General features: G+C 69.3%; 13 protein-coding genes and 4 pseudogenes. 12 read left to right on the forward strand and 5 right to left on the reverse strand.

The features are described from left to right. Positions 1-367: 367 nt before the first annotated feature. From QF032_RS39225 to QF032_RS39250, 6 genes and pseudogenes are all read left to right on the forward strand, one after another. The gene (locus QF032_RS39225) at positions 368-1,720 is read left to right on the forward strand and encodes an L-fuconate dehydratase (protein WP_307059876.1); all 1,353 of its coding nucleotides are present in this window, start codon (positions 368-370) and stop codon (positions 1,718-1,720) included. Next, entirely contained in the window at positions 1,717-2,484 is a 768-nt protein-coding gene (locus QF032_RS39230) for an SDR family NAD(P)-dependent oxidoreductase (protein WP_307049509.1), read from the forward strand. The genes QF032_RS39225 and QF032_RS39230 overlap by 4 nt, the downstream gene beginning before the upstream one ends. Before the next feature lie 38 nt (positions 2,485-2,522). After that, a complete protein-coding gene (locus QF032_RS39235) occupies positions 2,523-3,566 on the forward strand; it encodes a sugar ABC transporter substrate-binding protein (RefSeq protein WP_307059879.1) in 1,044 nt (347 codons plus the stop codon). Between the two features lie 45 nt (positions 3,567-3,611). After that, on the forward strand, positions 3,612-5,162 hold the full coding sequence (locus tag QF032_RS39240; protein WP_307059881.1) for a sugar ABC transporter ATP-binding protein: 1,551 nt from the start codon (positions 3,612-3,614) through the stop codon (positions 5,160-5,162). Further along, positions 5,155-6,190, forward strand: a pseudogene (locus QF032_RS39245) (ABC transporter permease). Before QF032_RS39240 ends, QF032_RS39245 begins: the two are co-directional and overlap by 8 nt. 91 nt (positions 6,191-6,281) lie before the next feature. Continuing rightward, positions 6,282-8,759, forward strand: coding sequence for a SpoIIE family protein phosphatase (locus QF032_RS39250; RefSeq protein WP_307059883.1), 2,478 nt, complete (start codon positions 6,282-6,284; stop codon positions 8,757-8,759). 135 nt (positions 8,760-8,894) lie between these two features. Here the strand turns inward: QF032_RS39250 and QF032_RS39255 are convergent. Continuing rightward, a pseudogene (locus QF032_RS39255) lies at positions 8,895-9,539 on the reverse strand (IS6 family transposase); the annotation flags it as partial. 216 nt (positions 9,540-9,755) lie between these two features. Further along, positions 9,756-9,848 (reverse strand): annotated as a pseudogene (locus QF032_RS40980) (IS6 family transposase); the annotation flags it as partial. A 356-nt stretch (positions 9,849-10,204) separates the two neighbouring features. On the opposite strand from QF032_RS40980, the gene QF032_RS39265 reads away from it, so the two are divergent. The 4 genes and pseudogenes from QF032_RS39265 to QF032_RS39280 all read left to right on the forward strand — a co-directional run bounded on the left by QF032_RS39265 (position 10,205) and on the right by QF032_RS39280 (position 14,708). Then, entirely contained in the window at positions 10,205-11,551 is a 1,347-nt protein-coding gene (locus QF032_RS39265; protein WP_307059885.1) for an MFS transporter, read from the forward strand. Then, complete coding sequence (locus QF032_RS39270) at positions 11,548-12,918, forward strand: alpha/beta hydrolase family protein (protein ID WP_307059887.1); 1,371 nt, start codon at positions 11,548-11,550, stop codon at positions 12,916-12,918. The genes QF032_RS39265 and QF032_RS39270 overlap by 4 nt, the downstream gene beginning before the upstream one ends. 52 nt (positions 12,919-12,970) lie before the next feature. Then, complete coding sequence (locus QF032_RS39275) at positions 12,971-13,813, forward strand: PaaX family transcriptional regulator (RefSeq protein ID WP_307059890.1); 843 nt, start codon at positions 12,971-12,973, stop codon at positions 13,811-13,813. A gap of 186 nt (positions 13,814-13,999) precedes the next feature. Then, a pseudogene (locus QF032_RS39280) lies at positions 14,000-14,708 on the forward strand (IS6 family transposase). A 74-nt stretch (positions 14,709-14,782) separates the two neighbouring features. On the opposite strand, the gene QF032_RS39285 reads toward QF032_RS39280, so the two are convergent. After that, the gene (locus QF032_RS39285) at positions 14,783-15,793 is read right to left on the reverse strand and encodes an ABC transporter permease (protein WP_306945243.1); all 1,011 of its coding nucleotides are present in this window, start codon (positions 15,791-15,793) and stop codon (positions 14,783-14,785) included. A gap of 40 nt (positions 15,794-15,833) precedes the next feature. Beyond that, on the reverse strand, positions 15,834-16,874 hold the full coding sequence (locus QF032_RS39290; RefSeq protein ID WP_373430447.1) for a substrate-binding domain-containing protein: 1,041 nt from the start codon (positions 16,872-16,874) through the stop codon (positions 15,834-15,836). Between the two features lie 158 nt (positions 16,875-17,032). Here QF032_RS39290 and QF032_RS39295 point away from each other — a divergent pair, with 158 nt between their 5' ends. Further along, positions 17,033-17,794, forward strand: coding sequence for an ATP-binding cassette domain-containing protein (locus tag QF032_RS39295; protein ID WP_306945286.1), 762 nt, complete (start codon positions 17,033-17,035; stop codon positions 17,792-17,794). Between the two features lie 514 nt (positions 17,795-18,308). Here QF032_RS39295 and QF032_RS39300 read toward each other — a convergent pair. After that, positions 18,309-19,154 (reverse strand): SDR family oxidoreductase, encoded by an 846-nt coding sequence (locus tag QF032_RS39300; protein WP_307059891.1) that lies wholly within the window; start codon positions 19,152-19,154, stop codon positions 18,309-18,311. A 64-nt stretch (positions 19,155-19,218) separates the two neighbouring features. Here QF032_RS39300 and QF032_RS39305 point away from each other — a divergent pair, with 64 nt between their 5' ends. Continuing rightward, complete coding sequence (locus QF032_RS39305) at positions 19,219-19,572, forward strand: winged helix-turn-helix transcriptional regulator (RefSeq protein WP_306945248.1); 354 nt, start codon at positions 19,219-19,221, stop codon at positions 19,570-19,572. Positions 19,573-19,622: the final 50 nt, after the last annotated feature.

Consider the following 19,622-nt stretch of genomic DNA (forward strand, 5'->3'; position numbering starts at 1 on the left):
TGCCAGCGGAGTCCGACGAGCTGCCGCAGCCTGCCAGCAGGGCCAGGGAGGCGACGGATATCAGCGCCGCCAAGCGACGGGACGGGGACGCGGACATGGGTCCTTCACGACGGATTTGCACGGGAATATTCACGGGAGCGCGGGTCGCCCCGGTCTGGTCATCAGGCTAGAGGCCCATCCCGGAACTTCGCTCGGCAGCCTCCGGCCCGGTCAGCTTCCGTGGCAGCCCTGACCAAGCCTTCGGAGACACAGGCCTGCAGCAGTGCAGCCGGGGCTTTTGGGCGGTATACAGTCATTTGGGTGTCCAACATTGCCGTCAGGCCTGATTGTGTGGAGTCCTCCCGATGACGTCGATGAGCCGCCTGCCATGAGGCCCCACCCGACGCAGGGGCGGATCACGGCGCTGGACGCCTACGACATCCGGTTTCCCACGTCTCGTCGGCTTGAAGGGTCGGACGCGATGAATCCCGATCCGGATTATTCGGCGTCCTATGTGATCATCCGCACCGATGCCGGAGACGGGCTTGAGGGACATGGGTTCTGCTTCACCATCGGCCGGGGCAATGAGGTCGAGGTGACGGCGATCAACGCGTTGCGCCCGCATGTGGTGGGTCTGCGGCTGGAAGAGGTCCTGACCGACCTCGGGGGGTTCTGTCGCTCGCTCGTCGGCGACAGCCAGCTGCGATGGCTGGGGCCGGAGAAGGGCGTGGTGCACATGGCCATCGGGGCCGTGGTGAACGCCGTGTGGGATCTGCACGCCAAGCGGCAGGGGAAGCCGCTGTGGAAGCTGCTGGCCGACCTCGCGCCCGAGCAGGTCGTCGCGTTGATCGACTTCCGCTATCTCGAAGACGCGCTGAACCCCGACGAGGCCCTGGGGATCCTGCAGCGGGCGCGCGGCGGGATGGAGGAACGGGAGGCGCGGCTGCTCGCTGAGGGGTATCCGGCGTATGCCACGTCTCCCGGCTGGCTCGGATACCCGGACACCAAGGTCGCCGGGTTGGCCCGGGAGGCCGTGGACAGTGGGTTCGGGCAGATCAAGCTCAAGGTCGGCGCCGATCTGGAGGACGACGAGCGGCGATGCCGTACCGCGCGGGCGACGATCGGCCCCGGGGTGCGGATGGCGCTGGACGCCAATCAGCGCTGGGGGGTCGCCGAGGCGGTCGGCTGGATCCGGCGGCTGGCGGAATTCGACCCGTACTGGATCGAGGAGCCGACCAGCCCGGATGACGTTCTCGGTCTCGCGGCGATCCGCCGGGAGGTCGCGCCGGTGCGTGTGGCGACGGGCGAACATGTGCACAACCGGGTGATGTTCAAGCAACTGCTCCAGGCGGACGCGATCGACTTCCTGCAGTTGGACGCCTGCCGGGTCGGTGGAGTCAACGAGAACCTGGCGATCCTCCTGCTCGCGGCCAAGTTCGGCGTCCCCGTGTGCCCACACGCGGGCGGCGTGGGCCTGTGCGAGCTCGTGCAGCATCTGGCGATGTTCGACTATCTGGCGGTCTCCGGCACCTTCCAGGACCGGGTCATCGAGTATGTGGATCATCTGCACGAGCACTTCCTCGACCCGGCCGTGATCGTCCGGGGGCGCTACGCGGCCCCGACCGCCCCCGGCTTCAGCTCCGCGATGCGGCCCGAGTCACTCACCGCGTACGCGTTCCCCGGCGGCGCCGCCTGGCAGGCCCCGTACCACATGCCCTCGGCCGAGGGCCCCCCGGCATGAACGCCGGGGAGGAATTCCAGGGGCTGGCCGCCGTCATCACCGGCGGTGCGTCCGGGATCGGTCTGGCCACCGCCGAGACCCTGGCCGCGAGGGGGTGCCGGGTGGCGGTACTCGACCGGATTCCCGACCCCCTGCCCGCGGGGCTGCACCCCGTGAAGGCCGATGTCGGGGACGCCGTATCGGTAACCGACGCCGTGAGCCGGGTGGCGGACCTGTTCGGAGGCCTGGATGTGCTGGTCAACAACGCCGGCATCGGCGCGCTCGGCACCGTCGAGGACAACGCGGACGACGAATGGCACCACGTGCTGGACATCAACGTCCTCGGCATCGTCCGCACCAGCCGGGCGGCACTGCCGTATCTGCGCCGGTCTCCCAGCGCGGCCATCGTCAACACCTGCTCGGTCGCGGCGCTGGCCGGGCTGCCGCAGCGGGCACTGTACGCGGCCAGCAAGGGCGCGGTGCTCGCGCTGACCCTGGCCATGGCCGCCGACCACATCGGCGAGGGCATCCGCGTCAACTGCGTCACCCCAGGCACCGTGGACACCCCCTGGGTGCGCCGGCTGCTCGAACACTCCGACGACCCGGAGGCCGAACGCGCCGCTCTCATCGCCCGCCAGCCCACCTGCCGCCTGGTCACCGCACAGCAGGTCGCGGACGCCATCGCGTATCTCGCCGGGCCGCTGGCCGGTGCCACCACCGGGACCGCGCTCGCCGTGGACGGAGGGATACAAGGCATCCGCACGCGTCCGGACTCCTTTCACTGACCTGACCGACCACGGACCACCCATCGGAGCCGAGCACCATGAAGCGACGCATCGCCGCTGTCGGAACAGCCCTCGCACTCGGCTGCGGGCCCGCCGTCACCGCCTGCGATGAAGGCACGGGCAACACCACCGACAACGCTTCGGGCAAGGTGGGGGTGGTGCTGCCGCTGCTCACCTCACCGTTCTGGGAGTCGTACGACTCCTACGTCCCCAAGCAGGCCGCCGCCCAGGACGTCCGCGTGCTGCAGACGGTGAACTCCGACTCCGATCCGGGTAAGCAGATCACCGACATCCAGAATCTGCTGGCTCAGAACGCGAAGGGCCTGGTGGTCTCGCCGCTGGACTCCGCGGCGATCGTCGCCGGACTGAATGCCGCGCAGCGCAAGGGCGTGCCGGTGGTCGCCGTCGATGTGGCACCGGACAACGGCAAGGTCGCGATGGTGGTCAGGGCCGACAACCGGGCTTTCGGGGAGAAAGCCTGTCAGCAGATCGGCGACGCGGTGAAGACGGGCAAGGTCGTACAGATCCAGGGCGACTTGGCGTCGGTCAACGGACGGGACCGGTCGGAGGCGTTCAGCGCGTGCATCAAGAAGAACTACCCGGGCATCAAGGTGCTGGACATTCCCGCCGTCTGGAAGGCGGAAAGGGCGGCGGCCGGTCTCGAGGCGCTGTACACCGCCAACCCCGATATCAAGGGCATCTACATGCAGTCCGGAGGCGTGTATCTGGCCCCCACGGTGAGCACGCTGCGGCGCCACAACGCGCTGGTGGCAGCCGGTAGTCCCGGGCACATCGTGATCGTCTCCAACGACGGCATCCCGCAGGAGCTGGACGCGATCCGCAAGGGCCTGATCGATGCGACCGTCTCCCAACCGGCCGACCAGTACGCCAAGTACGGCATCTTCTACATCAAGCGGGCGATGGAGGGCCAGACCTTCCGTCCGGGCCCGACCGACCACGACAGCACCGTCGTCCGGCTGCCCAGCGGAATCCTGGAGGACCAGCTCTCGGCACCGCTGGTGACCGAGGACAACGTCGACGACGCGTCGCTGTGGGGCAACCGGATCGGCAAGACCTCCTGATACCCGAGAGTCCGTCTCTCCGGGCCCCCAGGAAGCGAGACCGCGATGAACCAGACGCCACTCACCGACCCCCGCGCCGGTGCCGCCGGTCGCCGCGCGGTGGTCGAGGCCCACGGGCTCCGCAAGCGCTACGGGCCCACCGTGGCCTTGGACGACGTGCGGATCATCGTCCGGGCCGGTGAGTCGCACGCCCTGGTCGGCCGCAACGGGGCCGGCAAGTCGACCCTGGTGGCCGTCCTGAGCGGACTGCAGCGGCCGGACCGCGGCGTTGTCCTGTTCGACGGCGAACCCGCGCCCGGCCTGGCGGACCGTGAGGCGTGGGAGCGGCAGGTCGCCTGCGTCTACCAGCAGTCGACGATCATCCCTGATCTCACCGTCGCCGAGAACCTGTACGTCAACCGGCAACCCACGGTTCGCGGCCAGGTGATCAGCTGGCGGCGGATGCGCTCGGCGGCCCGCGAACTGCTGGACGCATGGGGTGTGGAGGTCGACGAGAGCGTGCCGGCCGGCGGGCTCACCGTCGAGGACGCCAAGATGGTGGAGATCGCCAGGTCGATCTCGCGCGGAACCCGGTTCATCATTCTGGACGAGCCCACCGCCCAGCTGGACAGCCGGGCGATCGACCGACTGTTCACCCATGTTCGGCGATTGCAGCGGGCCGGGATCACCTTTCTCTACATCTCCCACCACCTGGAAGAGGTCTACGCCGTCTGCCAGGTCGTCACCGTCATGCGGGACGCCCGCCGGATCACCACGGCACCTGTGGGCGAGATGGGCAGGACCGAACTCGTCGAAGCGATGACTGGTAGGCGGGGCGCGGGTGCGGCCCCCGGCCTGGGCGCGACCCGGTCGCAGCCGGCGGACGCGGCCGTGGCCGTCCGGGTGCACCGGCTGAGCGGCCCGCATTTCACGGACGTCAGCTTCGCCGTCCGGTCCGGCGAGACGGTGGGCCTGACCGGCCTCGCGGGCTCCGGGAGCCATCAGGTCGCCGAGGCGCTGGCCGGGCTGTACCGACCCGACAGCGGCCGTGTCGAGGTTCTCGGCCGTCCGACGCGGCCGGGCAGCGTCCCCTCGGCGCTCGCGGCGGGCGTGGGCTGTGTGCCGCGCGACCGCCACTATGAAGGGCTGGTACCGGAACTGTCGGTGGCTGAGAACGCCTCCATGACCATCATGGACCGGCTGGGGCGGCTGGGCGTGATCTCGCGCAGGGCCAGGGACGCCTTCGCCCGGCGGACGATCACCGGTCTCGACATCACCACGGACGGCCTGGGCCAGCCGGTCAAGGACCTGTCGGGCGGTAACCAGCAGAAGGTCGTCATGGGCCGGGCGCTGGCCACCGACCCAGAGGTACTGGTGCTCATCAATCCGACGGCGGGCGTCGACGTGCAGTCCAAGCGCGCGCTGCTGTCGGTCGTCGACCGAGCCAGGGCCGCAGGACGCGCGGCGCTCGTCGTCTCGGACGAGCTGGCGGACCTGCGGATCTGCGACCGCGTCCTGGTGATGTTCGACGGCTCTCTCGCCGCCGAGTACACCGTCGGCTGGACCGACGAAGAACTCGTGGCCTCGATCGAAGGGGTCGGCACCGGACATGAATGACACCGCGCCCAACGGCAAGGCGTCCGGCGGCGGCCCGGACAGAGCGCGCCGCCGTCCCGTCCGCGCGATCGCCCTGGGCCGTATCCGCGATCTGGCGCTGCTGCCCGCCGTGCTCCTGCTGCTGTTCGTCGGTGCGGTCAGCAACGAGAGCTTCCTCGATCGGGACAACCTGCTGAATGTGCTCAGCGCCTCCTCGGCGCTCGGACTGCTGGTGCTCGCCGAGGCGATGATCCTGATCAGCGGCAAGATGGACCTCTCGTTGGAGTCGATCGCGGGAGTCGCCCCCGCCCTCGGCTTCATGGCGGTGATCCCGGCCGCCTCGGCCGGTTTCGGCACCGAGCTGCCCACCTGGCTCGGCCTGCTGATCATTCCGCTCACCGGGGCGCTGATCGGGGCCGTGAACGGTCTGTTGATCGTCAAGCTCCAGCTCAACGGATTCATCGTCACCCTGGCGATGAACATCGTTCTGCGCGGAGTCCTGGTCGGCATGGTGTCCGGCAAGACCCTGTTCGACGCTCCCGCCGCGTTCTTGGCCCTCGGGTCCGACACCTGGCTCGGCGTCCCCGTCTCCGTGTGGGTGACTGGCGCCTGTTTCGCTGTCGCCGGATGGGGCGCTGCGCTACCACCGGCTGGGACGCGCGGTGTACGCGGTGGGCGGCAACGCCCCCGCGGCGCGGGCGGCGGGTATCCGGGTCGACCGGGTGGCCTGGGGAGTTCTGGTCATCGGCGGGACCCTGGCCGCGCTGGCCGGTCTGGTGATCGCCGGACGGGTCGGGGCGATCAACGCAAATCAGGGACAGGGCCTGATCTTCACCGTGTTCGCGGCCGCCGTCATCGGCGGCATCAGCTTGAACGGCGGCAAGGGGTCCCTGGCCGGGGCGTTGCTCGGGGTCCTGCTGCTGGGCATGCTGGAGAACCTGCTCACCCTGGCACAGGTGTCGTCGTTCTGGATCCAGGCCATCTACGGCGCGATCATCCTGGTGGCGCTGATGATCGCCCGGCTCATCACCGGCGAGGGCCAGGAGTAGAGCGAGGCCCAGAAACGGTCCTACGGGGAGCAGCACCGGTGGATAACTCTTAGAATGACCGATATGCCATCCGTCAGATGGGACGGCTGCCATGATGTTCCCCAAGGGGGTAACACCGGACGGAACGCATGGACCGTTCGAGATGGCGAATGTGGCCGCCGCGGTGATCGACGCGAAGGGCACGGTCGTCGGCTGGACGGGGGCCGCTGAGCGGCTCCTGGGATACGGCGCGGCGGAGCTCCTCGACCGCTCCGCCGCCACCCTGCTGGCGCAACCCGAAGACGCGTCACGGGCGGCCGAGGTCGCCGAGGAGTGCGGGGCCCGGGAGAGCTGGGTCGGCCTGGTGGGCGCCCGGCACCGTGACGGCCGTCGCCTCGAAGTCGGGCTGCGGGTGACGGCGATGTCCGACACGGCCGACCGCAAGGCCTGGCTGGTAACGGCGATCGACGTGTCGAAGGCCCCGACCTGGGCGGTCAGCGTGGAGGTGCTGGAAGCCTTTCTCACCCGCTCACCGCTCGGCATGGCCGTCCTCAGCCCGGACCTGCGGTACGTGTGGATGAACGACACCCTGGAGCGCTACGGCGGTGTGCCGCGCGAGGAACGGCTCGGGCGCCGGATGTCGGACTCGTTGCCGGGCCTGAACACCGAGGCGCTCGAAGCACAGATGCGGCGGGTGCTGGAGACCGGCGTGCCGGTCATCGACTACGAGTACCGGGGCTGGACCTGGGCGGATCCGCACCAGGAACACGCCTACTCCACGTCCTTCTTTAGGCTCGACGACCCGGACGGCCGCCCGCTGGGCGTGTGCTACATGGGCATGGACGTCACCGACAGGTGGCGGGCCCGGGAGCGCCTCGCCCTGCTCAGCGAGGCCAGCGCCTGCATCGGGGGCACGCTGAACGTGATGCGGACCGCCCAGGAGCTGGCCGACTTCTCGGTGCCGAGGCTCGCCGACTTCGTGACCGTCGATCTACTGGAAGCGGTGCTGCACGGTGAGGAACCCGATTCGCGGCCGCCCGACGGCACGTATCCGGCGCGGCGTGCCGGTCAGCAGTCCATCCACGAGGGCTGTCCGGAGTCGGTGATCGCCACCGGCGACCCGATCGCCGCCCCCATGTCCTCGCCGTACATCCAGAGCATGGTCACCGGCACCTCGATGCTGGAACCGTGCCTGGACTCCGACACGACTCCGTGGGTCGCCGAGGACCCGGCCCGGGCCGAGAGCATCAAGGAGTTCGGGACGCCCTCGGCGATGTGGGTGCCGCTGGTCGCGCGCGGCACCGTGCTGGGAGTGGCCACCTTCATCCGTACGGAGCATCCGCATCCGTTCGAGGAGGACGATCTGCTGCTGGCCGAGGAGCTTGTCAGCCGGGCCGCGGTGTGGGTGGAGAACGCCCGCCGCTACACCCGTGAGCACGCCGCGGCGCTGGCCCTGCAGCGCAGTCTGCTCCCCCAGGCGCTGAACGGCGGAACCGCCATGAAGGTGGCTTCGCGCTACCTGCCGGCCGGTGCCCGGGAAGGAGTGAGCGGCGACTGGTTCGACGTGATCCAGCTGTCCGGCGCCCGGGTCGCCCTGGTCGTCGGTGACGTCGTCGGGCATGGCCTCAACGCCGCGGCGACCATGGGCAGGCTGCGTACCGCCGTACAGACGCTGGCTGACATGGATCTGCCGCCCGATGAGCTGCTGGCCCACCTGGACGACCTGGTGATCCGCCTGACGGAGGAGAATGGCGGCGACGACGAGCCCATCGCCACCGCGGTACTGGGCGCCACCTGCCTCTACGCCGTCTACGACCCGGTCACCCAGCTGTGCACCATGGCCCGGGCCGGGCATCCGCCGCCCGCCGTGGTCACCCCCGGCGGCAAGGTCGTCTTCCCTGACCTTCCGGCGGGCCCTCCGCTGGGCCTCGGCTCGTTGCCCTTCGAATCCGCCGAGATCTCCCTCCCCGAGGGAAGCCTGATCGCCCTCTACACCGACGGCCTCATCGAGAGCAGTGACCAGGACATCGACGTCGGGCTGTCCCGCCTCAGCGATGTGCTCGCGCAGTCCGGCCTGCCGCCGGAGGAGCTGTGCTCGGCGGTCGTGAACAACCTGCTGACCGGCCCGCAGACCGACGACGTCGCCCTGCTCCTGGCCCGGCCGCATGCGCTGGGCGCCGACCGGGTCGCCTCGTGGGACCTGCCGACGGATCCGGCGATCGTCGCGAGCGCCAGGGAGCTGGCTGTCCGCCAGCTGCTCGGATGGCGGCTGGACGACCTGGTGATGACCACGGAACTGGTGGTCAGCGAGTTGGTCACCAATGCCATCCGGCACGGCACCGGACCCGTCAGGCTACGGATGATCCGGCATGACAAGTTGATCTGTGAGGTGTCCGACGCCAGCAACACCTCGCCCCGGATGGGCCATGCGCGGACCACCGACGAGGGCGGTCGGGGGTTGTTCCTGGTTGCTCAGCTGACCCGCCGCTGGGGTACGCGTTACACCCGGTCCGGAAAGATCATCTGGGCGGAGGAGGACCTCCCGGCGCAGGTGGGCACCAGAGCGGGCGCTGACGGCTCGACTGCTTGAGAACCCCTCTTCGGCGGTGCTGTGCACGCGTACCCGTGCGCCGCGTGACCTGAGACGAGGGCGCTGTCACGTTGTTGGGTGGGTAGGTGTCTGATGGTGCGTCGTGGTGTGGTGGAGTCCGGTTCCGGGCTGTGCTCAGGCCGCGGTGGCGAGGCCGGTGACGCCGGTGATCTGCTCCCAGATGGCGAAGCGGACGGTCCTCTCGGCGCGCTAGTGGTGTGCGGGCCACAGATGGCGGTGGGGCCGGAAGTGGGGCGAGATGCCGCTGAATGCGGACAGGAACCGCTGGGCCCCGCCTATTGAGCGGAAGCCCTTCATCGCCCGTTCGCGCTTCCTTGTGGGCTGGTTGCTGTTCTCGGCCCGGTTGTTGAGGTACTTCGACTGGCGGTGCTCGACGGAGGGCATGACGTCGCGGTGGGCGGCGCCGTAGGAGCGGAGTTTGTCGGTGACGATCACCCGCGGCACCGCACCGGTCTTCTCCAGCAGGCGGCGCAAGAAGCGCCTGGCCGCGGCCTTGTCCCGGCGGTTCTGCACGAGGACGTCCAGGACGTCGCCGTTCTGGTCGACGGCACGCCACAGGTACTTCTGGTCTCCATTGATCTTGATGAAGACCTCGTCCAGATGCCACTCGTCACCCGGCCGGGGCTGCCGCCGGCGCAGCGCGCTCGAGTACTGCTGCCCGAACTTGACGCACCAGCGGCGGATCGTCTCGTAGGAGACGACGATCCCGCGCTCGAGCATGAGCTCCTCGACCTCGCGGAACCCCTCGACCTCGCGGAACCCCTCGACCTCGCGGAACCCCTCGACCTCGCGGAACCCCTCGACCTCGCGGAACCCCTCGACCTCGCGGAACCCCTCGACCTCGCGGAACCCCTCGACCTCGCGGAACCCCTCGACCTCGCGGAACCCCTCGACCTCGCGGAACCCCTCGACCTCGCGGAACCCCTCGACCTCGCGGAACCCCTCGACCTCGCGGAACCCCTCGACCTCGCGGAACGACAGCGGGAAACGGTGATACAGCCACACACAGTGGGAGATGACCTCGACCGGGTACCGGTGCCCCTTGTACGACAGCGACGCACTCCCCACGGACGACCCCTCCCAGCCCGGTACCGGCGGTTGCCGCGCTCGTGGGAGCGAGAGGTTCATGGCGATGCCGAGCAGCCAGGGCCGCAGCGAACCGCCGTCGGTCAGCTGGAAAGGCGTGGTTGCACACCGAGCGAGCGCACTCGTCGTAGAGCTCCGCGAAGGGCGTCCGGATCCCTGGCGCGTATCCGGGTTCGCACATCTGTGGTCACGCTCGCAACTGCCTTTGAGGATCAGTGAGTTCCAGTGGCGCATCAAATTCTCCCCGCATGCCCCCGCTAATGTTGTGCACTTTCTTGACGGTAGTCAGCAGGCAGCCTAATTTCATGGTGTCCTTCCCCCGCTCAAGGGAGAGCGCGATGCCTCCGGCCCCCACCGCGTCAGAACGCACCCTCCAACTCCGCCGAGTCGCCCTCTCCGGCATGCTCGGCACCGCCGTCGAGTTCTACGACTTCCTCGTCTACGGCACAGTCGCGGCACTCGTGTTCGGCGAACTGTTCTTCCCCGGCGCCGACCCCGCCGTGGGCACGATCGCCGCGTTCGGCACCTTCGCCGCCGGATACGTGGCCCGCCCGATCGGCGGCATCGTCTTCGGCCACTTCGGCGACCGCCTCGGCCGCAAGAACATGCTGCTGCTCACGATGGGCCTGATGGGCGGTGCCAGCTTCCTCATCGGCGTACTGCCCACATACGACACCGCCGGTGTCTGGGCCCCGGTCCTGCTGATCACCCTGCGCGTGGTGCAGGGCATCGCCATCGGCGGTGAGTGGGGCGGCGCGACCCTGATGGTCGTGGAGCACGCGGGCGAGCGCCGCCGCGGCCTGTGGTCGAGCTTCACCCAGATGGGAGCCCCGCTCGGCTCCCTGATCTCCGCCTCCGTGGTCGCCCTGGTCTCCACCCTCCCCAAGGACCAGTTCGCGGCCTGGGGCTGGCGCGTGCCGTTCCTGCTGAGCGTGTTGCTGCTCGGCGTCGGCCTGTTCGTCCGCCTCAAGGTGGTCGAGAGTCCGCTGTTCGCCGAGGTGAAGAAGGACCGCGCCGAGTCGAGGCTCCCCATCCTCGACGTCCTGCGCCGCCCGAAGCCCGTGCTGCTGGCCTGCTGCGTCGGCATTGGCGCCTTCACCGCCCAGTCCCTGCTGACCAGTTACCTGATCGCGTACGCCACCGGCATCGGCTATACCCGCCCGCAGGTGCTCACCGCGCTCACCGTCTCGGCCGCGGTCGCCCTGGTGGTCCTGCCCTGCGCGTCCGCGCTCTCCGACCGGGTCGGCCGCCGCCCGGTCGTCCTATCCGGCGCGATTCTGTCCGCGGCCACCGCCTTCCCCGTCCTCGCGCTGGTCGACTCCAGGTCGTCGGGAGCCCTGATCCTGGCCGTCGTCATCGGCCATGGCATCTCCCAGTCGCTGATGTACGGCCCGCTGGGAGCCCTGTTCAGCGAGATGTTCGGCACCCGGGTCCGCTACACCGGCGCCTCCCTCGGCTACCAGGGCGCGACCCTCGTGGGTGCCGGATTCTCCCCGTTGATCGCCGGCAGCCTGGTCGCGAGCAGCGGCAACGGCACCCCCGTCGCCCTCCTGCTGTGCGGCGGCTCGCTGATCACCGCGCTGACGGTGTGGTTCGTCCGCGAGACGAGCCGTACCTCACTCGGCGACGAGCCCACCCCCGAACTCCCCACCACCCCCCACCACACCGAGGAGATCACCGCATGAGGCACGGCACCCGCATCGCTTGCACGGCAGCCCTCTTGCTCTCCCTCACCACCGCACCCGCGGCCATGGCGGCGGACGCGGACCCCACCCACGTGGACGGCAGGCTCCCCTCCGGGGCCACGTACATGATGGACGTCCCGACCACCTGGAACGGCACCGTCCTTCTCTTCAGCCACGGCTACAACGCCGGCCCCGCCAACCCCGCCCAGGACGCCCCGGACGCCCCCACCAAGGCTCTTCTCCTCCAGCAGGGTTACGCTCTCATCGGCTCCTCGTACGCCAGCACCGGCTGGGCGGTCACCGACGCGGTCCCCGACCAGCTGGCCACCCTGAAGGCCTTCACCATCCGCTTCGGCCAGGCCTCCCGCACCATCGCGTGGGGACGGTCGTACGGAGGCCTGGTCACCACCGCGATAGCGGAGCGCGCCCCAGACGAGATCGACGGCTCGCTCTCCATGTGCGGCCTGGTCCATGGTGGCGTGGCCAACTGGAACAACACCCTCGACCCGGTGTTCGCCCTCAAGACGCTCCTGGGCTCCGACGTCCCGCTGGTGAACCTCCCCAGCCAGGAGGCGGCCACCGACGCGGCGAACACCCTCACCGCCAAGGTCGACTCCGCCCAGTCCACGGCCGAGGGCCGGGCCCGTATCGCCCTCGCCACGGCCCTGCACAACATCCCGGTCTGGAACGCGCCCACCCAGACCCGCCCCGCCGCGAACGACTGGGACGCCCAGCAGGCCAACCAGTACGACGCCGTCAAGGGCCTGCTGAAGATCGCCGCCTTCAACCGCCGCCAAGAGGCCGAGGTGCGGGCGGGCGGCAACATGTCCTGGAACACCGGCGTCGACTACGCACGGCTGCTCGGGAAGTCCTCCGTCCGCAAGGAGGTCACCGCGCTGTACAAGAAGGCCGGCCTCTCCCTGACCAAGGACCTCGCCGCCCTCAACCGGGCCCCGCGCGTCACCGCGGACCCGGCCGCCGTGGCCTGGATGGGCACCACCAGCAGCTTCACCGGCAAGCTGGCCAAGCCCCAGCTCTCCATCCACACCATCGGCGACCCTCTGGTCCCCGTCCAGACGGAAAGCGCCCTGCGACGAGCGGTGACGGCCGCCGGCGCCGCCGCCCTCCTCCGCCGGGCGTACGTCGACAACGCCGGCCACTGCACCTTCAGCCCCGCCGAACAACTGGCCGCCCTCCACACCCTGGAGGACCGCCTGACCACCGGCAGCTGGCAGGGCGCCGACCCGGCGTCCCTTAACTCCCGCGCCACCGAGGCCGACCCCACCACCCCCACCCGTTACATCACGTACCGTCCCACCCCCTACCTCCGCCCCTACGACCTTGCCCACCCCGCCGACCGCCGGTGACCTCGTACGACCGCCTGCCGCACGGTCGGCGGGCGGTCGTACCCTTGCCCCCGTGGAGGACGACGACATCCTGGACACCGCGGAGGGGCCTCAGCCGCGCCCGCAGTCGCTCATGCTCACCTTCTTCGGCAACCACGTCCTGGAGGAGGGGGACCTGGGCGTCTACTCGGGCAGCATCATCGACGTCCTGGGCCGCGTGGGCGTGGGCGAACAGGCCGTACGCTCCACCCTCACCCGCATGGTCAACCGAGGCCTGCTCCAGCGTCAGCGCGAGGGCCGCAAGATGTTCTTCGGCCTGACCCCGCAGGCCGGCCGCGTCCTGATCGACGGCCGCACCCGCATCTGGAAGCAGGGCGCCGTCAACGACGACTGGGACGGCTCCTGGACCCTGCTCGGCTTCTCCCTGCCCGACTCTTGGAAACGCCAGCGCCACGACCTGCGCTCACGGCTCACCTGGTCCGGATTCGGCGCGCTGTACAGCGGCCTGTGGATCGCCCCCGGGCACGTGGACGTCTCCAGGGTGGTCACCGACCTCGGTCTCACGGCCCACGTCAAGATCTTCCACGCCCAGGCCGCCGAGGTGACCGACATCGAGCAGATGATCTGCGACACCTGGGACCTGGAGTCCATCGCCGCCCGCTATGTCGCCTTCGACAAGCGCTGGAGCGCCCACCTGGGAAACGGCACCGACCACGACCCGATCGCCACCCGGCTCCGCCTGGTGAGCGACTGGCTCCGGACCATCCGCACGGACCCGAGACTCCCGGCCCGCCACCTTCCCCCGTCCTGGCCCGCCCGCCCCGCCCAGGAAACCTTCCACCGCGTCGCGCAACAGACCCACCCGGCGCTGACGGCAGCCCGAGCGACTCTGGAGACGACACATCTCCGCAGCTAGTCCAGTGCGATGCGGTGGCGGATCTCCGGGACGGTCAGGTCGATCAGGTCGCTGCTGCGCTCTGAACGGTTCGGGTCGGTGTTCCGGACGGGCTTCGCGCTGACGGCGACGGCGGCGAGGGCGCTGTCACGTTGGCTGAGCGTGCGGGATGATCTTTGTGTTGATCATGGTGGAGGGGGATCGTCCGTGGGGAGCGCGTCGCCGTCGTACAGGGGTCACCGGTATCCGGTCGAGGTGATCTCCCAGTGCGTGTGGCTGTACTTCCGGTTCCCGCTCAGCTTCCGTGAGGTCGAGGAGTTGATGCTTGAGCGCGGCGTCATCGTCTCCTACGAGACCATCCGCCGCTGGTGCATGAAGTTCGGGGCAGCAGTACGCCAATTGGCTGCGCCGCCGCCAGCCCCGGCCTGGTGACAAGTGGCACCTGGACGAGGTCTTCATCAAGATCAACGGCGAGCAGACGTACCTCTGGCGGGCTGTCGACGAGGACGGCATGGTGCTGGACCTCCTGGTGCAGAACCGGCGGGACAAGATCGCGGCCAGGCGCTTCTTCCGCCGACTCCTCAAGACGGCAGGCGCGGTGCCGCGGGTGATCGTCACGGACAAGCTGCGCTCATACGGCGCCGCTCACCGCGAGGTCGTGCCCTCCGTCGAACACCGCTCCCGCAAGGGCCTGAACAACCGGGCCGAGAACAGCCACCAGCCCACCAGACAGCGCGAACGCGCGATGAAAGGCTTCCGCAGTACCGGCGCAGCCCAGCGGCTCCTGTCCGCGTTCAGCGGCATCTCACCCCGCTTCCGACCCCACCGGCACCTGATGACCGCTTCCCGCCACCGAGCCGAGATGACCGTCCGCTTCACCGTCTACGCGCCGGAGGGGGCATGCCGTCTCGGGTGACGGCACCAGGGCGCGGCCGAATCTTGCTGAGAAGGACACGGGGAGCCACGGCAGGCACGGCCTGGACCCTGGCATCAGCGTGAGCCGCTTCGCCGCAAGACCTGGTCGACGCCGACCGCGACGACGACGAGGGTCCCGGTCGCGACATCTTGGTAGAGACTGTCGATGCCCGCCTGAGTGAGACCGGAGCGGAGCACGTTGACGATGAGGGCCCCGATGAGCGTGCCGATGATGCTGCCCCGGCCGCCGAACAAGCTGGTGCCCCCGAGCACGACGGCTGTGATGCTCTCCAGGTTGGCTGTCTGGTAGGCGTTCGGGTCGGCGTTGGCGATCCGGCCGAGGGCCTGCCAGGCGGCGATGCCGTAGAGGAATCCGGCGGTGACGTAGACCGAGAGGACTGTGCTCCACACCTTGATGCCGATCAGGCGGGCGGACTCGGGTGCGTCGCCGACGGCGTAGACGTGCCGGCCCCAGGCGGTGTTGACAAGTACGTACCAAAATAACCCGTAGAGGCCCACGAGCAGGAATGTCCCCCAGGTGAGGCGCATCGCTCCGAGCTGGATGCCGTACCCCCAGAACAGGAGCAGATCGGAGGTCACCTGATAGCTACGCGAATCGGAGTAGAGGCTGCTCACCGCGAAAACGACGGTCAGGGCACCCAGGGTCACGATGAAGGGGGGCAGGCCCAGCCGGGCGACGAGCAGGCCGTTCACCAGTCCCAGGAACGTCGCCACGGCCAAGCCGAGAAGCAGAGCCACCCCGGGGTTGCCACCTTCGAAGGCAAGTTTGGCCATGACGATCGTGCCGAGGACCGCGATGGCGCCGTTCGAGAGGTCGATGCCGGCGGTGAGGATGATCAGGGACTGGCCCAGTGCCAGAGTGCCGATCACGATGGACTGCTGGAGCACCAGCGAGAGGTTCTGCGGCGTCAGGAACGTATCCGTGGTGATCCAGAAGACCACCACGGCAATGAACAGAGCAGTGAGAGGGCCGATGGCCGGCGTGCGCAGGGCGTACCGGAGTCTCTCCCGGAGCCGGGCGTGCCGTTCACTGCCGACGGCGTGGCCGGTGACAGATGTTCTCATCGGTCAGCCTGGTCCCCTTCGACCGCTCGCCGTCGGTACGTCATCCCCAGCAATGCTTCAGTCCCCAGTCCGTATCCTGAGACGCCAGGCCGTCCACCGGCTTGTCGGTGATGAGTACGGTGCCCGTGTCCGACAGTCCGTGCGGCTTCTTCCCGTTCTTGGCGTACTCGACGACCGAGTCGACGCCTCGCGTGGCCATCCTGACCGGGAACTGCATGACGGTGGCCGCGTACTTGCCGGACCGGACGTCGCGGACGCCGTCGCACCCACCGTCGATGGAGCCGATGGTCACCTTCTGGGTGAGACCGCGAGCCGCCATGGCCGCGGAGGCGCCGCTCGCCACCGGCTCGTTGATCGTGTAGACCGTGTTGATGTCGCTCGTGCGCTCCAGAAGGTTCTCCGTCGCAGCCTGTGCCGGATTGCGTTCTCCATTGGTGTTCGCCTGTCCGCGAATCGCCGGGGAGTCGTTCGTGATGCCGAAGCCCTTGAGGAACCCCTCGCGACGCTGCTTGCTGACGGTGGAGTCGTCCGTGCCGTCGAGCATGATCACCTTGGGCGGTCGGCCGGCGAGAGCAGCCCTGAGGTAGGAACCCTGGAGGCGTCCCGCCTTGACGTTGTCCGTCGCGTAGGTGGCGTCGGTCGCGCTCGGCGGCTCGGTGGTGGAGTCCAGCGCGATCACCGCAATGCCCTGTCGGCGGGCCTCCGCGATGGTGCTCAGGAGCCCCGTGCCGTTCGACGGGGTGATGAGGATGCCCTTCACACCGCTGGAGATGAGACTCTCCATCGCGGCGACCTGGCCCTCGTTGTCCCCGTCGAACCGACCGGCCAGGGCGATGAGCTTGGCGTCGTTCTCCGTCGCCGCCGCCACGGCGGCCTCGCGCAGAGTCACGAAGTACGGATTGGTCTCGGTCTTGGTCACGAGGCCGATCTTGACCTTCCCCGACCCCGTGCCACCGCTGTCGCTATGCCCCTCGCCGCATCCGGCGGCCCCGAGCAGAAGGCCACCCACCATGAGGAGCGCCGCTCCCCGTCGGCAACGCCACTGACATGCGCGCTCGCGGCTCGGAGGGTCGTGTGTCATGGTCGCCCTCCTCTGGCCGGCGCAACGCCCCACGATCCCCACTTCTGCCTCATGTGCCGAGACTATTCCGAAAGATAACGTAAGCGAGCTTTGACCTACCGTTACCACAGGGCGGATTTCCGCCGAGACCTTGCACGCACGGAGGAGGCGAGGTACGCGTGACCGGTTCGCCGCTGCTCGCACTGCGTGGCATCTCCAAGCGGTTCGGTGCCGTGCAGGCCCTGAAGGACGTCGAGCTGGAAGTCCACCCGGGCGAGGTCGTCGCCCTTCTGGGGGACAACGGCGCTGGCAAGTCCACCCTCGTCAGGGTCATCGCGGGCGTCGCACCGGCCGATACCGGCGCCATCGAGTGGGAGGGCCGGCCGGTGCAGATCAGGACCCCTCAGGTCGCCCAACACCTCGGCATCGCGACCGTGTATCAGAACCTGGCGCTGTGCGACGGCCTCGATGTGGCCGAGAACCTTTTTCTCGGCCGGGAGCGGAGAAGCCCCGGTGCCCTGGGCCGCCTCTTCCGGCACATGGACAAGAGCAGCATGCGCGTAGAGGCGCGTCGGCAGCTGGACGCACTGGGCATTCGCGTCCCCGACATGCGCACCCCCGTCGCCACGCTGTCGGCAGGCCAGCGGCAGACGGTCGCGATCTCTCGGGCGCTCCTGGGCAAACCGAAGGCCGTCCTACTCGACGAGCCCACCGCGGCACTCGGCAAACAGCAGGCAGGCCATGTCCTCGACCTGGTCGACAAGCTCCGCGAACAGGGGATCGGGGTGATCCTCATCAGTCACAACTTGGGAGACGTCAAGGCCGTCGCGGACCGGGCCGCGGTGCTGCGGCTCGGCTACAACAACGGTTTCTTCGATGTACCGACCACATCTCAGGACCGGATCATCTCCTCCATCACAGGGATCTCGAGCAGCCCTTGACCCGCGCAGGATCCGCAACCCCACGCGGGACCGGCACGTGCCGACGGTGCGCGCGGTGGTCCATCAGGCCGTCCGCGACGTCCGTACCGTCCCGTCTCCGGCGCCGGCGGATCCCGCGCTCGCGGCGCTGCGCCGCGTCCTCGACGGTCTCGCCGCCAGCGCGCACGGGATCGGCGAGTTGATGCTGTGCCGCCCCGCGCACGACCTGGTGAGACTCCCGACATCAGCGACGGCGGGCAGTCGGAGGTGTCGCCCGCTCGATCACCGTGGCGGGACCATCCCCGCGCTCGGGGATGGTCCCACGGCCAACTCGCGAATCGACCGCAGTTCCGGTTGCTCCCCGCGCCCGCGGGGTGGCTCCGTGGGACCACGGAGCCCCAGTGCCGCCGAGCTGGTCGTCGGGGCGGTCCTGGCCCGGGCGGGCGGCGGTGATTGAAGGCTTGGCAGGGCCGCCCGCCGAACACGGCGGTCTGCCAAGCCTTGGCGAAGTCGGCCGGATCTACAGCGGTTGTGGTCAGAGGCCGATGTCGGCCAGCCACTGGCTTGTGGTCCGGGGGGTGACTCCCAGCAGTTTCTGGGCGGAGGTCTCCGGTGCGATCGAGCGGCCAGGCATGGAGCTCATCGCTCGGTATGCCCCTGCGATGTCCGCGGCGGCGCTCTCCCCGATCAGGGGAGCGATCGAGGTACGGAACTCCTCGGCGGTGATCTGGTCGAAGGCCACGTCCCGTGCGAGCCGGGTGCCGAATGCTTCGGCCAGGTCCGGCCCCGTGATCGCCGGGTACTGGCCGACGGAGACCACGCCGGTGACGTCCGTGCGGTCGAGCAGGGCGACAGCGGCGTCGGCGATGTCCAGGTGGGAGGCCCAGGAGACGGGGAAGTCGGCCCGGATCGGGTAGGGCAGTACGCCGCGCTCGCGGACCGAGCCGATGACGTGCGGCATGAGCAGGTTCTCGAGGTAGAGCTCGGGTGCGATGACCGCGTGGGATACACCGCTGTCGGCCAGGCCGGCGGCCAGGGTCGCGGCGGCACCGCCGATGGCGGGATCGATGGGGAAGCCGCTGGTGGAGAACACGACGCGGTCCGGCCGGGCCTCGCGGACAGCGGTGAGAATGTTGTGCGCGTAGGTCTGGCGGTCCTCCTCCGGGGCCACCGGCAGGTGGACGAAGATCCCCTCGGCACCTCGGTAGGCGTCGGTCAGGTCGGCGGCGGAGGAGTAGCCGGCGGCCACGACGTGCTGCGCGCCGGGCACGACGGCGTCGGGGTTGCGGGTCAGAGCGGTGACGGTCCTGCCTGCGGCGGCGAGAGCGGCGACGACGGGGGCACCCTGGGCGCCGGTGGCGCCATGAATCACGTAGGTCATGACGCCATTAGTGCATGTGATGCACCAGTTACATCAACTGCACTAATGGGGTACGGTCAAAACTGTGACTGATCCCTGTCTGCCCGAGTGCGGTGTCGCCCGGTTCCTCACGCTGCTCAACGGGCCGTGGGCCACTCTGATCGTGCGCGAACTGCTGCATGGCTCCCACCGGTTCAACCAGCTGCGCGAGGCCCTGCCCGGCATCAGCCCGCACACCCTGACCAGCCGACTGCGCCAGTTCGAGACCTACGGCATCGTCACTCGCACCACGTACGCGGAGATCCCCCCGCGCGTCGAGTATCAGCTCACCCCCCTCGGCGAGGGGTTGCGCGACGTTCTCGACGCAATGGCGACCTGGGCCGATTCGGTCCCCGTCCCGGAGGACACGAAGCTCGTTCGCAAACTGTCCGACCTGTGAGGCAGTCGACGAGGTACGTCTGCCGGAAACGTGAGGCTGCCCCACGGGCC

Origin of the sequence: Streptomyces achromogenes (assembly GCF_030816715.1) — a bacterium.
Lineage (GTDB): Bacteria > Actinomycetota > Actinomycetes > Streptomycetales > Streptomycetaceae > Streptomyces > Streptomyces achromogenes_A.

Coding starts and splice junctions, on each gene's coding strand:
- QF032_RS39225 (WP_307059876.1), top strand. CDS start 368: ATGAGGCCCCACCCGACGCAGGGGCGGATCACGGCGCTGGACGCCTAC.
- QF032_RS39230 (WP_307049509.1), top strand. CDS start 1,717: ATGAACGCCGGGGAGGAATTCCAGGGGCTGGCCGCCGTCATCACCGGC.
- QF032_RS39235 (WP_307059879.1), top strand. CDS start 2,523: ATGAAGCGACGCATCGCCGCTGTCGGAACAGCCCTCGCACTCGGCTGC.
- QF032_RS39240 (WP_307059881.1), top strand. CDS start 3,612: ATGAACCAGACGCCACTCACCGACCCCCGCGCCGGTGCCGCCGGTCGC.
- QF032_RS39250 (WP_307059883.1), top strand. CDS start 6,282: ATGATGTTCCCCAAGGGGGTAACACCGGACGGAACGCATGGACCGTTC.
- QF032_RS39265 (WP_307059885.1), top strand. CDS start 10,205: ATGCCTCCGGCCCCCACCGCGTCAGAACGCACCCTCCAACTCCGCCGA.
- QF032_RS39270 (WP_307059887.1), top strand. CDS start 11,548: ATGAGGCACGGCACCCGCATCGCTTGCACGGCAGCCCTCTTGCTCTCC.
- QF032_RS39285 (WP_306945243.1), bottom strand. CDS start 15,793: ATGAGAACATCTGTCACCGGCCACGCCGTCGGCAGTGAACGGCACGCC.
- QF032_RS39290 (WP_373430447.1), bottom strand. CDS start 16,874: ATGACACACGACCCTCCGAGCCGCGAGCGCGCATGTCAGTGGCGTTGC.
- QF032_RS39300 (WP_307059891.1), bottom strand. CDS start 19,154: ATGACCTACGTGATTCATGGCGCCACCGGCGCCCAGGGTGCCCCCGTC.